Origin of the sequence: Neobacillus vireti, from assembly GCF_036962345.1 — a bacterium.
Taxonomy (GTDB): Bacteria; Bacillota; Bacilli; order Bacillales; family Cytobacillaceae; genus Neobacillus; species Neobacillus vireti_A.
Window position 1 is genome coordinate 490097 of sequence record NZ_JBALNB010000007.1, and the last position, 15445, is coordinate 505541.

A 15445-nucleotide genomic window follows, 5' to 3' on the forward strand; every position below is an offset into this window, starting at 1 on the left:
TATGAAAATATTAGGAATCTCTGGCACAATCACAGGCTCTAAAACGTTAATCGTGGTAAATGAAGTAATCAATATGATTAAAAAAATGAATCCTGAGGTTGAGACGGAAATTTTAGACCTTAAGCAATATGATGTTCAATTTTGTGATGGCCGTCCACCCTCAGAATATACAGGTGACACAAAAAAGGTAATCGACATGATTTCATCTGCAGATTCTTATATTATCGGGACTCCTATTTTTCAAGGGTCCTTCAGTGGGGCGTTAAAAAATTTGATCGACTTGGTGCCTCCATCCGAATTTAAAAATAAAGTGATGGGTTTTGCTGCTACGGGAGGAAACTACCAGCATTATCTTGTGGTTGAAAATCAGTTAAAACCAATTGCAGGTTATTTAAATGCCTATGTTCCTCCAAGCTTCATATTCGCCCATAATGAGCACTTTAATTCGCATAATGGAATTATTAATCCTGATTTATTAAGAAGCATTGAGGTTCTTTCAGAACAAATGATTCATATGCAAGATAAATTAATCTACTCTAATAGAAAGTAGTTGATCAAGATGGGGGTGTTATCATCAGTTAAACTTCCAATTGACCAATTAAAAGATGGTGGATTAACCACTATGAGGTTCATATCTTGGATTTTGATCAGGACTTATATTGGAAAAATATCGAGGTGAAAGTTTGTTTCTACTTAAGAAAGGAAATCGCTTTTTCAAGTATTTCATATTTAGTTTCCCAAATCAAAAAAGATATTGAATTAGTAAAAAAACGTTTTAATTTATATGTTTTAAAATAAGTGAACATGAGGATTTTAGAAAACGCTATCATTTATGTTGGCGTTTTCTAGTATGTTATTAATTTAATAGAAATAGAGTTATTTAATATTTCGGAAAATTATAAAATTGTTATTGAAACCTCCTTTGAAGCTTGTTATAATAAAATCAAACAAACGGTTGATTTTATTATTAGGACATTAAACAACTAAACCTATTTGATCGTTTGACTATATAAAATATCAAAAGGAGTGGAGATAGTAGATGAAAACAGGTCTATTTTATGTAAACGAATGTCATGATGGGAACTATGAAAGGGCTTATTCGGAAATGTTGGAACAAATCCAGTATGCAGAAGAGATTGGCTTTGAAAGTGTATGGCTGGGTGAGCACCATTTTAATGAATATGGAAGTATGCCTTCTCCACAGGTTGCAGCGGCTGCAATCTCACAGATTACGAAAAAAATGGATATTGGTATTGGGATCAGCATTCTAAACTTTGATAATCCAGTGCGAATTGCTGAAGATTATGCAATGGTTGATATTTTAAGTAATGGTCGCTTAAAGTTTGGCGGAGGACGTGGATATCAGCCGCATGAGGCAAAAGGTCTTGGCGTAAGCATGGAAAAAACAAGGGAAAAGTATTGGGAGTATGTTGAGATCATTCAAGGTTTATGGGCGAATGATAGCTTTAGTTATAACGGAGAATTCTATCAAATTGAAAACTTGAGGCTTACTCCAAAACCTCTTCAAAAAAGAATTCCATTCTATCATGCATGTATTAGCCCTGCGTCTTTTGACTTAATGGTAGAAAAAGAGGTTCAAGAGTTTATGGTAACACCAACACTAATGGTGATGGATGATGTTCTAGCTTCTACGAAACGGACGAGGGAACGTTTGATCCAAAAGGGAATTAACCCATCCATCCATCTAAACCTGCAAATGAACATTGCAGATAATACTGATCAAGCCATTAAAAATGTAGAAAAAGAAATGGATGTGTATTTTAACCGAGTATTGGATATTATCCCAGGTGCAAAAGGTCAACAAGCTCCGGAAACATATGAACGATTTGCAGAAGTAGCTAAAGAAATGGAAGGACCGATAAATATTGCTGGTTTAAATCAATCAGGTATTGCTTTATTAGCAGACGCAAAAGAAGCAGTGAATCGGTTAGAGGTAGCGGAAGAAGCTGGGATTAACAGCCTATCTTGTTGGTTCCGTATGGGTGGGATGGAGCACCGTAAAGTAATGAAAGCTATGAAACGTTATGCTGATGAGGTTTTACCTTATTTCAAGGCCGTTCAACGGAGACAAAAGGTAAGTCTATAAAAATCTAAATCAATCACTTGGGGGGCGTTTACGATGCCATATATTGAGGTGGAAAAAGGGATACAGTATTACTATGAAGACGTGGGACAAGGGAAACCTATTGTTTTTGTTCACGGTTGGGGCATGAATCGCCAGGTTTGGGAAAGACAGGTTGTTGATTTTAGTGACACATTCAGGGTCATCACGATCGATTGCCGTGGCTGCGGGAAATCAGATAAACCTACTCATGGCTATGAAATCTCTAAACTAGCAGATGATTTGAACCAAGTGGTTCAAAATTTAGGTTTAGAGGATACAACCCTTGTTGGCTGGTCGGCTGGCGGATCGATTGTGATGGATTATGTGACTCGTTTTGGCGGGGGAGCGGTTACAAAAGCTGTTTCCGTTGGAGGAGCAGTACCGAGATATACCTCTACAGAAGGTTTTGATTTTGGTGTTCCACAAGAGAATGTGACACAAACTCTAGCAGCAATGCGAGCGAACCGACCAGCTTTAGTCCGTGCCATTGCTGATGGTTGTTTTCATCAGGATGTTGGGCAACCGATGAAAGATTGGTTTTTTAATAACTTCATGGAGCAATCTTGGTTTACGGAAAGGACAATGGAGGACTTAGGTAAAATTGATTTAAGGGATAAGTTAAGTGACATTTCAATTCCAGTTGCTTTCTTCCATGGTCTTCATGATGGAGTTGTACCGCTTTCATTATCTGAGTATTGCGTGAAAGAGGTTCAAGGAGCGAAACTGGTTGTATTTGAAAATAGTTCTCATGCTCCATTCATTGAAGAAATTGACCGTTTCAATGAGGAACTAATGTCATTTATCCAAAATTAAAATCAATTCAGTTCCAAGAGTATAAAAGATGTAGGTATGGAGCAGATGGAATTGTTATTAAAAAAGACCTTTCTTTGATATAAATGGTATACCTTTTACTGCTCCCATGGTCTATTTCTTAAAATGTAATGTTGTTAAAAGAAAAGGAGTGTCCAAAATATGTACGATTTCAGTCCAACAGAAGAGCAAAAAGAGTTGTTAGCTAGAGCAAAGAGAATAATGGAAGAAGATGTTTATCCTGCTGAAAAGCATATTGTTCCAGGAGTAGGTCTTCCAGATGAAATATTGAAGCCGATTCAACAAAAAGTTAAGGATCAAAATTTATGGGCCGCTCATTTACCATTAAAAGTGGGCGGGTTAGGATTAGGAAATGTATTTTTAGGTTTATTAAATGAACTATTGGGCTCTAGTCCAATTGGTCCTAGAGTGTTTGGCACAGCTGCCCCTGACACTGGGAATACTGAAATTCTGATGAAGGCAGGAACACCAGAGCAAATCGCACGTTTTCTGCAGCCTGTTATAAATGATGATATTCGGTCTTGCTTTGCGATGACAGAGCCTGATGTTTCAGGTGCAGATCCTACCGGTTTACAAACAAGAGCAGTAAGAGACGGAGACGAGTGGGTAATCAATGGAAAGAAGTGGTTTATCAGTAATGCTGCTCTTTCATCCTTTGCGATTGTTATGGCTGTTACCGATCCAGATGCCCCTCCGCACGAACGGGCAACGATGTTTCTCGTTGAAAAAGGAACCCCAGGCTTTGATCTTATCAGAGATATTGGCGTAATGGGGGACTACAGTGAAGGTGGACATTGGGAAATCCACTTTAACAATTGTCGGATTCCTGCTGAAAACATATTAGGCAAGGTAGGGGAAGGTTTTAAACTTGCTCAAATGAGATTAGGACCTGGTCGTATTACACATGCGATGCGCTGGTTAGGGGTGATGAATCGCAGCTTTGACTTAATGCTTGATTATGCCATAAAGAGAAAAACTCGTGGGCAAGCATTAGCAGAGTTCCAGACCATTCAAAATTTCATTGCTGATTCAGCAGCTGAAATCTCTGCATCACGTCTTATGACGCTTCATGCTGCTTGGAAAATGGATCAAGGGGAAGATGCGAGAAAAGAAATTGCACTTATTAAGTTCTATGGAGCCAAAATCCTAAATGATGTGATTAGTAGAGCCATTCAAGTCCATGGTTCATTAGGTTACTCAAAGGATACACCATTAGAAGCGTTTTACCGTGAGGCAAGAGCCGCACATATTTATGATGGTCCAGATGAGGTTCATCGAATGGTGGTAGCCAAACGCTTTTTAAAAGAACACAAGAATAAATTGAACAAAGAATTGACAGAAGTGCTTTAAAAATAGATTCCTTTCCGCTGTTAAAATTTAGGGGGTGAAACCATGGGGAAAGTATTAGATGTTACGGACAAGATAGTATTAATCACTGGAGGAAGCCGCGGGATTGGAGCAGAAATGGCGCGGGAGTTTGCTGCAGCAGGCGCTGACCTAGTGCTCGCGAGCAGGAATAGGGAAAGTTGCGAGATGGTTGCCAATGAAATTCGTGAATTGGGAAGAAGAGTCTTAACGGTTTCATGTGATGTATCGAAACGATCAGATATTCAAAACCTATTTAAAGTGACAATGGAAGAGTTCGGCAGGCTTGATGTCCTTGTCAATAATGCGGGTGCAAATGTTACGAAATACGCAGTAGAGTTTACAGAGGAAGATTGGGATTTTATTTATGACGTAAACATTAAAGGATTATTTTTCTGTTGTCAGGAAGCAGCAAAAATCATGATTCAACAAAATTCGGGGAAGATCATTAATATATCTTCCGTTGGTGGTGCGAAACCGTACAAGCGGATTGCTCCCTATACAGCTTCGAAAGCAGCTGTTATTCATTTAACGAAATCATTGGCTGCAGAATGGGCACGTTACAATATCCGGGTTAATTCCATTGCTCCAGGACTAATTGGTACAGAAATCAATGCAATGGAAAGAGAAAATAAGGAATGGCTTGAAGGAGCAGTGAAGGCAATCCCATTAAGGCGTCTAGGGGAACCAAAAGACATCTCTCAAATTGCCTTGTTTCTACTAACAGATGCAGCTGATTATATTACAGGGCAGACTTTTTATATTGATGGAGGCACACTTGCAGAGTAACAGTAATAGGCAATAATAGATTATGCTGACAATTTATAAAACAGAAAGGAGGTAATGTAGAATGATTTCACCACTTCAATCGATTAGAGTTCTTGATCTTTCTCGCCTGTTGCCAGGTCCATATTGTACAATGTTTTTGGCGGATTTTGGAGCTGAAGTGATTAAAATTGAGGAACCGAATTTAGGGGATTATGCTAGATTGGGAGAGCCAAAACTCGACACAGACAGTGCAATCTTCTCTTCGCTAAATCGAAATAAAAAGAGTATAACCATTGACTTGAAATCAGAAAAAGGAAAAGAGATTTTTTTAGAATTAGTAAAAACAGCTGATGTATTAGTTGAATCCTTTCGACCAGGAGTGATGGAACGACTTGGTTTAGGGTATGAGACGTTAAAGGCTCTTAATCCAAAGTTAATTTATTGTGCCATTACTGGCTATGGCCAAACAGGACCATATGCAAAATTACCAGGTCATGATCTAAATTATATAAGCTACGCTGGTTTACTAGACTTGCAGGGGGAGCGTAATCGAAAACCTGTTGCACCATCCGTTCAGATAGCCGATATTGGCGGAGGATCTTTAATGGCGGTAACAGGGATTCTTTTAGCCATTCAAGCTAGAAATATAAATGGGAATGGACAGTTTGTCGATATTTCCATGTTAGATGGTGCTGTGTCTTGGTTACAAACCACATTACCAAATTATCTAACTGATAACCAACTTCCGACCAGGGGAGAGTTGCCTTTATCAGGTGAAAAAGCATGCTATGAAGTTTATGAAACACAAGATCACCGGTATATAGCCGTTGGTGCTTTAGAATACAAGTTTTGGAAAGAGTTTTGTAAAGCAATTAAGAGGGATGATCTAATTGATTCTTTAGACGCACCACAAAACATACAGGATGAACTTAAAATTGAAATCGGGAACATTATTAAGAAGAAGACTTTAGATGAGTGGACCGAAATATTTAACCATTATGAGGCGTGTGTATCTCCGGTTTTAACTTTTCAGGACATGGTCAATCATCCTCAAATAATAAACCGTGAAATGATACAAGAAATTCCAGGTATGATCGGAAAACAGATCGGAATTCCTATTAAGCTTTCGGATACCCCTGGTTCAATCTATAAAAATGCTCCTAAATTAGGTGAAAACAATCAGGAAATTCTTGAAGAACTTGGGATTAGGGAGAAGAAAGAAAAGGGTAAAATTGAAGAAGTTATCTAAAAAACTTTCACTTTCATCGATTGTGTTTTTAAAAGAAAAAAAACTCTTGAAAACAACAAAAAAATATTCAGAATATTCTTGCCTAAGTAATGTAAACCAGCTATAATATGAATCAAATGGTTGTTTGTTTTATATTATAGCTTGCATTTAATATTAATAGCTCACAGTATTACGTTAACGAAAAACACCAACATGATACTAGATTTCATCCTCACAATATTCATTTTATGTATTAAGTTGTAAGCGCTTAATAACAAAGTTGATAAGACCTCATAATACCGTTTCACCTCAGCTGCTAAACTTCTAAGAGTAATAATTTGATTTAAATCAATTATCTTAAGTTGAGCAAAAACAGCCTTACCAAGCAAAATGCGAAAATCCTTCTATATTGTTTTCACAAAGTTAAGTTGCGTTCTTTTTAAGGACTTAATTTATAAGATTGTTGGTCACTTGAAGGGAGTGATGGATCAAGTCTACGAAAAAAGAAATTTTAAGAATGTAGTTTTAAAACAAACGTTTGATTTTACGGGTAAAGATTCAAACAAACGTTTGTATGTTATATGGTAGTTCAAATATTTTATATAAAAACAAAATGAAGGAGTGTTTACAGTATGGGTATTAAAATGGGTCTTTTCTATGTTAACGAGTGTCATGATGGAAACTATGAGCGTGCATATGGGGAAATGCTAGAGCAAATTCAGTACGGAGAAGAACTTGGTTTTGAAAGTGTTTGGTTAGCAGAACACCATTTTAGTGCCTATGGAAGTATGCCTTCTCCTCAGGTTGCAGCCGCAGCTATTTCACAAATTACAGAAAAAATGGATATTGGAATTGGTATTAGTATACTTAACTTTGATAATCCTGTTCGTATCGCTGAAGACTATGCAATGGTTGATGTCTTGAGTAAAGGCCGTTTAAAGTTTGGAGCTGGACGCGGCTACCAGCCGATGGAAGCAAAAGGTCTTGGAATTAGTTTAGAAAAAACAAGGGAACGCTATTGGGAGTATGTAGACATTATCCAAGGTTTATGGAACAATGATACGTTCAGCTATAATGGTGAATTCTATTCCTTTGAAAACCTTATGTTAACTCCAAAACCGGTTCAAAAACGAATTCCATTCTATCATGCATGTATAAGTCCAGAATCTTTTGATTTAATGGTTGAAAAGAATGCGCAAGAGTTTATGGTAACTCCAACTCTTATGGTTTTAGATGACGTATTAGAATATACAAGACGTACAAGGGATCGTTTGCTTGCAAAAGGAATTGATCCAAAGATTCATATGAACTTGCAAATGAATATTGCTGATGACACAGCTCAAGCAATTAAGAATGTTGAACAATCCATGATCACTTATTTTGATAAAGTACTTGAATTAATTCCAGGAGCAAAAGGTACACAAGCTCCTGCAACGTATGAGCGCTTCGCAGAAGTGGCAAAAGAGTTTGATGGCCCGCTAAATATTGGTGCTCTAAACACAGGTGGTGTTGTGATATTAGATAGCCCTCAAGGAGCTGTGAACCGTCTTGAACCTGTAGAAGATGCAGGAATTGACAGCATGTCTTGTTGGTTCCGCATGGGTGATTTAGAACACCGCCAGGTTATGAAAGCAATGAAGCGTTTCGCAGATGAAGTAATGCCTTACTTTAAGTCTCCTGCAAGAAGAGTAAACGTATAAGCAACCCGTATGTTTCGTATACTTACTGTTTAATTGTAGGAATTTAATGCCGTGTAAAGAAGCAATTTTTCGTTTAAAAAGGAGAGGGTCCAATTGGGAAAAATTGAAGAACAAAACAAAGAAGTAGTCACTAATTTTATGAAAACATTCTCGACTGGGAATATTGATGCCTTTATGGAATATATGTCCGATAAAGCCACTTGGTGGGTTGCCGGTACAATTGAAGGTATTTCTGGAGAAAAGGATATGAAGGAATTCAGAGCAATGAATTCTGGAATTGCAGAAGGAACAAAAACTGGTGCTATTACTTTAACTCCTCTTGCAATCACAGCGGAGGGAAATCGAGTAGCGGTAGAAACAGAATCATATGCTGAGCTAAACAACGGACGTGTCTATAACAATATCTATCACTTCCTATTTGAAGTGGAAAACGGGAAGATTGAGAAAGTAAAAGAATACTTAGATACTGAACATACACGAAAAGTATTCCTAGATTAAAGAAAACGCCTCAAAGAAATGAAATAGATTAATAGAACAATTAAGACAGGGTGAATGGAAAGACATTTACCCTGTCTTCATGACTATTAATCATTTTGATAAAATGCTAGATTTATTAATTTCAAATAAAGGAGGTATAAAAATGAGTTCCTTACGAGGAAAAGTAGCCATTGTCGGTGCGGCAGATACTGAGGTCGGAATTGTCCCTCATATGAGTGCTACACAGCTTTGTGTCGACGCAGGTCTGCGTGCAATAAAAGACGCAGGGATTAGCAAGGATCAGATTGATGGGTTAATCACCTGTAATTCTTTTGCTGAACCATACATGTATCATGCGGAAGCCATCGCAGAATACATGCAAATTTTCCCACGTGTTTGTTTAAGTGTAAACACAGGGGGAGGAACAACTTTTTCTGTTCTTCATCACGCCGCTTCTGCGATTTTATCAGGTATGTGTGATACGGTGTTGATCACGATGGCAGACAGTTTGAAAAGCGGATTAACCCGTGAACAAGCAATGTCCATGCAAGTCTCTGCAGGTCATGGTCAATTTGAATTACCATATGGACCATCAGTTCCATCATTATATGCCCTTATTGCCAAAGCGCATATGAATCAATACGGAACAACAGAAGAACAGTTTGCAGAGATCGCCGTTGCCTGCCGTAAACACGCTAGTCTGAATCCCACTGCCCAGATGAGAGAATTAATTACCGTCGAGAATGTGGTGAATTCAAGAATGATTGCTGACCCGCTGCATCTTTTAGATTGCTCATTAATATCTGACGGAGGTTCGGCGGTTATTCTCACTTCTGCGGAACGAGCAAAGGAATTCCCTAATCAGCCTGTTTATCTATTAGGGATTGGAGAAGGTCATAGTCATGAACATATTAGTCAGGCACGCAACCTTACCACTTCCGCAGCGGTTGAATCCGGACAACGTGCCTATGAAATGGCAGGCTTAGGTCCAAACGATATGGATTTTGCCCAGTTATATGATTGTTTTACCCCTACTGTCCTGATTGAAATCGAAGATCTCGGATTTTGTGAAAAAGGAGAAGGCGGAGCCTTTGTTGAAAATGGGGAGATTCAACTAGGCGGAAAATTACCGATAAACACTCATGGCGGATTGTTGTCTCATTGTCATCCTGGTAATCCTGGTTCCATGTTTGCCCTCACGGAAGCCGTTCTTCAACTTCGTCATCAGGCTGGTGATCGTCAAGTTCCTGGGGCACAGTTGGGTCTTGTCCATGGCCAGGGCGGCATAATGTCAAGCCATACTACAATGATTATAGGAAGAGAGCAAATTTAAGGTTCAATTGTTATTGCTAGAAAAGAGATTGTAATTAATGTGAGGTCGATACTTATGAAAGATCATTCTGGAAAATTATTTCCCTGTCCAACCGTTGAAACCACTCCTTATTGGGAAGGCTGCCGGAACCATGAATTGCTAATCCAGCAATGTCAGGATTGTGGGCACCACCAATTTTATCCGCGAATTATGTGTACGAATTGCTCGAGTGCTCATGTTGAATGGGTGCCTGCAACTGGGAGGGGAAAGGTAAAAAGCTTTACGATTATGCACCGAGCGATAACAAAAGCCTATTTAGCGGAAGCACCGTATGTGATCGCCTTAATTGAACTTGAAGAAGGACCAACGATGATGAGCAATGTGGTGGAATGTGATGTGAATTCTGTTGAAATTGGGTTGGAGGTTGAAGTCGTTTTTGATGACTGGTCTGAAGAAATCTCCATTCCAAAATTTAAACCTTTAGCACTCCAAGAATCTTGATCAGTAGTTCATAGATTTTATTCTTTATCACTTGCATGATAAATGATCGATATCCTTATTAGGAGGAAAGGGACAAATGTATACTGGAACTCAAACATTTGGAAAAATTGTTGAATACCGTGCTGAAAAGGCCCCAAATTCACGATTCGTCCGCTTTTCATCGATTGATCTCACCTATGGTCAATTTCATCGCGAGGGAAATAAAATAGCTCATGTGATGAACTCGTTAGGATTATCAAAGGGACAAACCTGCGCGGTAATGTTGCCAAATAGCCCTGAATTTCTTGCCGCTTGGCTTGGACTTGCCCGTCTTGGTGTCATCGAAGTACCAATCAATGTGGCGTATCGTGGCGATTTATTGGCCTATATTTTGAATAAAGCAGAATGTAAAGCGATCGTTATCTCTTCTCAATGGGTGGAACGATTAGAAAATATCTCGAAAGAACTGGAACATCTTCAGCATGTGATTGTCGTTGGAGAGGATATTGAGCCATTGCCGGACCCCATGATAGGTCATTCATATAAAAACTTAATGGAGAATGCAAGCAGTGTTTCCTTAAATATTGAGATTTCACCTAATGATCCTTCATTAATTTTATTTACTTCTGGAACGACGGGACCATCAAAGGGCGCGATCTTAAGCCATCGAGCAAACTTTGCCCTCGCATCTACGTGTTGTGACCTAATGAATTATGGTCCAGACGATCGTCTATTTACCGTGTTCCCACTTTTTCACGTGAACGCTCGTTATGCTACGATTTTGCCTGCGTTAATCGCTGGTAGTGATGTTGTTATGCATGATAGATTCTCTGCTTCAAGATTTTGGGATATTTGTCGAGCAGAGCAAATTACAACCTTTACGTATATGGGTTCGCTTCTGACGATGCTGATGAAGCAGCCTGAACGGCCGAATGATGCTGAAAATCCAGTACGAATGATTCAAGGAGCACCGGCACCATTGGAAATATTTGAGGATTTTGAAAAACGGTTTAATCTGAGAATTACTGAAGCTTATGGGTCGACAGAAGTAGGGTTAGCAATGGTCAACCGTGCGGAATCCTTCCGTAAAGGCTCCTGTGGAAAAGCTGTTCCTGTCTATGAAGTGGCCATTCACGATGAAAACGATCAACCCTGCCCTGTCGGGGAAGTCGGGGAAATTGTAGTTCGTCCTAAGGAACCCGGAGTATTATTTTCAGGGTATTATGGAATGCCTGAAGCAACGGTTGAAACGTGGCGTAACCTATGGTTCCATACTGGAGACCGTGGACGTATCGATGAGGATGGATACTTCTATTTTGTCGATCGAAAAAAAGATGTTATTCGAAGAAGAGGAGAGAATATTTCTTCGTACGAAATTGAACGTGTTATCAATACGCATCCAAAGGTTGCGGAAGCTGCACTCGTAGGTGTTCCTTCAGAGCTGTCGGAAGAAGAAGTAATGGCTGTTGTGATTTTACGTGAGGGTGAGCTAGATCCAGAAGAGCTATTAGATTTTTGTCAGCCGCGAATGGCTCATTTTGCTTTACCTCGGTATATAAGGTTTGTGAAAGAGTTTCCAAGAACACCTTCGCAACGAATTGAAAAATATAAGCTTCGTTCAGAAGGAATTACTCCAGATTCATGGGATCGTGAAAAGATAGGCTATAAAATTCATCGTTAAGATTTTGAATGCTAGGAAGGGGATGAATAAATGTATAAAGGAGTCGAAACATTCGGGAAGATTGTTGAGCATCGTGCGGAAATAAAACCTTATACTCGGTTTGTTCGTTTTGAAAATCAGGATCTTACGTATGACCAACTTCATCGAAGTGGAAACAAAGTGGCAAATTTTATCACGTCACTAGGATTATCAAAGGGCCAAACCTGTGCGGTCATGCTACCGAATAGTCCTGAGTTTTTAGCAACATGGTTAGGTCTGTCGCGTCTTGGGGTCATCGAAGTTCCGATTAACACGGCATTTCGAGGAGACCTGCTGACGTATATTCTAAATAAAGCAGAGTGTCAAGCGGTGGTTGTTTCCTCTCAATGGGTGGAACGTGTGAATCAAATTTCTAGTGAACTTACCCATCTTCGACATGTCATTGTTGTTGGCGAAGATTATGAGGCAATCGATCCTCAACTAGTTTATCATTCTTATGCGGACCTTTTTGCTATGACGAGCGATGCAGCCGTTGATGTAAAAGTGGAGCCAAAGGACACCGCCCTTATTCTGTTTACGTCTGGAACGACGGGTCCGTCAAAAGGGGTCATTCTCAGCCATACAGCGACTTTTAGTGTGGCGAAAACGGCATGTGAGTTGATGAAGTATGGACCAGAAGATCGGTTATTTACCGCATTTCCTTTGTTTCATGTTAACGCTAGATACACATCGATTCTAGTCGCGTTACTAGTGGGTGGGGATGTTGTGATGCATAGTCGATTTTCGGCATCAAGGTTCTGGGATACCATGAGAAGGGAACAAGTAACCGCCTTCAATTTTATGGGCTCTCTCTTAACAATGCTGATGAAGCAGCCCGAACGTTCGAACGATGCTGATAACCCGGTGAAAAAAGCATTTGGTGCCCCAACACCGGTGGAAATTTATGAGGATTTTCAAAATCGATTTCAGTTGAAAATATCTGAAGTGTATGGTTCAACGGAATTAGGAACAGCTCTATACAACCCAGCGGATTCCTTTAAAAAAGGTTCCTGCGGCTTTCCTGTTCCTGTTTATGAAGTTGAAATTCATGATGAAAATGACAATCCATGTCCTCCTGGAGTGGCTGGTGAAATTGTCGTTCGTCCAAAGAAACCTGGTATTCTTTTTACAGGATATTACGGCATGCCTGAGGCAACCGTGGAAGCTTGGAGAAATCTTTGGTTTCATACGGGCGATACCGGTAAAATGGACGAAGACGGATATTTCTATTTTCTCGACCGAAAGAAAGATGTTGTTCGCAGAAGAGGGGAGAATATATCGTCTTATGAAGTGGAACGTGTCATCAATGATCATCCAAAGGTTTTCGAATCTGCGGTCATCGGCGTGCCTTCTGAACTTTCTGAAGAAGAGGTGATGGCAGTCGTGATTTTGCAAGAAGGTGTGGAGCTAAAACCCGAGGAGTTACTGGATTTCTGTCAAGATCGCATGGCACACTTTGCGGTTCCACGCTTTATTCGTTTTGTTAAGGAACTACCGAAAAACACCTCTCAACGAGTGGAAAAATACAAGCTTCGCCAAGAGGGAATTACAGAAGATTCTTGGGATCGTGAATGTGTTGGGTATGAAGTAAGGAGATAAATAGGTAAAATATCCCCTTTTTGAATATTTAGAATTTTTAGAATTGACTTGTGATAATTTCACACTTATAATGTGGTCAAGTACGTAGAATGTAATATATTAACTGAGGGAGGGTTCATCTTTGAATACTAATGTGAAGAACTTAGAAAGAACTGTAATTTGTAAAAAAGATGAGATGCAGCCGGGAGATCGGAAGGTTATTCAGGTTAGGAGATTGTCCATTCTAGTTGTTCGAAAAGAAGATGAGTTTTATGCAGTTCGAAATGCTTGTCCTCACCAAGGCGCAGAATTTGAAAAAGGAGTTTTAAGAGGTGCTGCAAGACCAACAACGGAGTTTAAAGAAATTTGTTATGAAAAACCAGGTGGATTTATCTATTGTCCATGGCACCACTGGAGTTTTGATGTCGAAACAGGGTGCTCAATGCATGACCCAGAAAACACAAAAATTAAAACGTTCGATGTTAAAATAGAAGATGGCGAGGTTGTTGTTTACGCTTAAATTTTTTTGATTTGATAAAATCAAACAACCATTTATTTTATTTTTATAAATAAAACAACCATTTGTTTGAATAAGTGATAAAAATGAGTTTTGAAAGTGCCTAAGTTGAAAGGGGATAAAAAAATGAGTAAAACTCTTGAAAAAAGTAAAATACAATCAGCCGTTAATAGTAAAGTCATTCCTGTTATTGATTGTGATGTTCATCCAAATCCTAAAAGCTATGAAGATCTTAATCCTTATTTAAGTGATTATTGGAGAGATTTCTTAACTGATTGTAAATGGAAAGGTGTATTCCCAGGGATTCCAATTATGGCGATTGTTGCAAATGCTGGTCATCGCATGGATAGTATTCCTCCTGAAGGGGGCCTAGGGTGTTCTTCACTTGATTTCTTTAGAGAACAAGTCGCTGATAAATACAATTATGCAAACGCTATTCTCTTCCCAGACTCAAGCTTTATGTTAGCCGCTTCAGCACAGCATGAAATGGCAACAGCTGTTGCGAGCGCTTATAACGACTGGCAAATTGATACTTGGTTAGCAAAAGATCCTAGTCTTCGCGGTTCTGTTATTATTGCCCCTCAAGATCCGGAAGCTGCTGCGCGTGAAATCGATCGTGTTGGAAGTCATCCGCAAATGGCTCAAGTTGGATTTTCGATTCATTCACCATATGGGGGATGGGGAGATAAACGCTATCATCCAATTTGGGAAGCAGCAATTCGAAATGGACTTGTTTGTACATTTCACGTATCGGTTCCAGGAGGATTATTTAGGCAGGGACCAGTTATAGGAAACTATTATCCTGAGGCGCAAACAAATAATGGATTAACCTACCAAGCACAGATTAATAGCATCGTTTTTGGCGGTGTATTAGAAAAATATCAAGATCTTAAAATGGTCTTCGTTGAAGGCGGATTTGCTTATCTACCGAACTTGATGTACACAATGGATACTCATTGGAGAAATCTGAAACGAGAAGTTCCTTGGGTAAAACGTCCTCCAAGCCAGCAAATTAGAGAACAAATGTGGTTTGGTACACAACCGTTTATTGAACCAGAGCGTCATGAAGATGAAGAACATGTCGTCCAGATTATTAAAATGATTGGGGAAGACAGAATTCTATTTGCGAGTGATTATCCGCATTGGGAATTTGATGCACCGCATGCCGCTTTTAAAAGCATTCCAAGAGACCTGAAAGAAAAAATTCTTTATAAAAATGCAATGAAGGTGTATGGACTTCCAGATCCAACAAAGTAATTTAGACAGCAGCTTATCCTATCCACTTATTATCTTTAAAAGTGGATAGGAAAGTGCTAGGTGTAGAACTTAATGCCTGTTATAAATGATGATATCGTTCATGTTTTG

The 15445-nt window shown here is 39.2% G+C and carries 15 protein-coding genes; all 15 read left to right on the plus strand.

The annotated features are described in order from the left end of the window. Window position 1: 1 nt before the first annotated feature. The 15 genes from V7108_RS09880 to V7108_RS09945 all read left to right on the plus strand — a co-directional run bounded on the left by V7108_RS09880 (window position 2) and on the right by V7108_RS09945 (window position 15337). Entirely contained in the window at window positions 2-550 is a 549-nt protein-coding gene (locus V7108_RS09880; protein WP_335568080.1) for an NADPH-dependent FMN reductase, read from the plus strand. Between the two features lie 62 nt (window positions 551-612). After that, entirely contained in the window at window positions 613-798 is a 186-nt protein-coding gene (locus tag V7108_RS26880) for a riboflavin kinase (protein WP_420489181.1), read from the plus strand. 241 nt (window positions 799-1039) lie between these two features. After that, entirely contained in the window at window positions 1040-2107 is a 1068-nt protein-coding gene (locus V7108_RS09885) for an LLM class flavin-dependent oxidoreductase (protein ID WP_335568081.1), read from the plus strand. 33 nt (window positions 2108-2140) lie between these two features. Continuing rightward, a complete protein-coding gene (locus V7108_RS09890; RefSeq protein ID WP_335568082.1) occupies window positions 2141-2938 on the plus strand; it encodes an alpha/beta fold hydrolase in 798 nt (265 codons plus the stop codon). Window positions 2939-3097: 159 nt separating this feature from the next. After that, window positions 3098-4306: an acyl-CoA dehydrogenase family protein gene (locus V7108_RS09895; RefSeq protein WP_335513577.1), complete on the plus strand. Its 1209-nt coding sequence runs from the start codon at window positions 3098-3100 to the stop codon at window positions 4304-4306. A 42-nt stretch (window positions 4307-4348) separates the two neighbouring features. Continuing rightward, window positions 4349-5110 carry an SDR family NAD(P)-dependent oxidoreductase gene (locus V7108_RS09900; RefSeq protein WP_335568083.1) on the plus strand — a complete coding sequence of 254 codons (762 nt, stop codon included), beginning with the start codon at window positions 4349-4351 and terminating at the stop codon, window positions 5108-5110. A gap of 61 nt (window positions 5111-5171) precedes the next feature. Further along, a complete protein-coding gene (locus V7108_RS09905) occupies window positions 5172-6338 on the plus strand; it encodes a CaiB/BaiF CoA transferase family protein (RefSeq protein ID WP_335513573.1) in 1167 nt (388 codons plus the stop codon). A gap of 611 nt (window positions 6339-6949) precedes the next feature. After that, window positions 6950-8017: an LLM class flavin-dependent oxidoreductase gene (locus V7108_RS09910; RefSeq protein ID WP_335513571.1), complete on the plus strand. Its 1068-nt coding sequence runs from the start codon at window positions 6950-6952 to the stop codon at window positions 8015-8017. A gap of 93 nt (window positions 8018-8110) precedes the next feature. Beyond that, window positions 8111-8515, plus strand: a complete 405-nt coding sequence (locus V7108_RS09915; RefSeq protein ID WP_335568084.1) for a nuclear transport factor 2 family protein — start codon at window positions 8111-8113, stop codon at window positions 8513-8515. 142 nt (window positions 8516-8657) lie between these two features. Then, on the plus strand, window positions 8658-9827 hold the full coding sequence (locus V7108_RS09920; RefSeq protein WP_335568085.1) for a thiolase C-terminal domain-containing protein: 1170 nt from the start codon (window positions 8658-8660) through the stop codon (window positions 9825-9827). 54 nt (window positions 9828-9881) lie between these two features. Further along, window positions 9882-10307: a Zn-ribbon domain-containing OB-fold protein gene (locus V7108_RS09925; RefSeq protein ID WP_335568086.1), complete on the plus strand. Its 426-nt coding sequence runs from the start codon at window positions 9882-9884 to the stop codon at window positions 10305-10307. Between the two features lie 76 nt (window positions 10308-10383). After that, window positions 10384-11967, plus strand: a complete 1584-nt coding sequence (locus V7108_RS09930) for an AMP-binding protein (RefSeq protein ID WP_335568087.1) — start codon at window positions 10384-10386, stop codon at window positions 11965-11967. Window positions 11968-11997: 30 nt separating this feature from the next. Further along, complete coding sequence (locus V7108_RS09935) at window positions 11998-13584, plus strand: AMP-binding protein (RefSeq protein ID WP_335568088.1); 1587 nt, start codon at window positions 11998-12000, stop codon at window positions 13582-13584. A gap of 121 nt (window positions 13585-13705) precedes the next feature. After that, window positions 13706-14083: a Rieske (2Fe-2S) protein gene (locus tag V7108_RS09940; RefSeq protein WP_335568089.1), complete on the plus strand. Its 378-nt coding sequence runs from the start codon at window positions 13706-13708 to the stop codon at window positions 14081-14083. A 123-nt stretch (window positions 14084-14206) separates the two neighbouring features. Beyond that, complete coding sequence (locus tag V7108_RS09945; protein WP_335568090.1) at window positions 14207-15337, plus strand: amidohydrolase family protein; 1131 nt, start codon at window positions 14207-14209, stop codon at window positions 15335-15337. Window positions 15338-15445 lie beyond the last annotated feature (108 nt).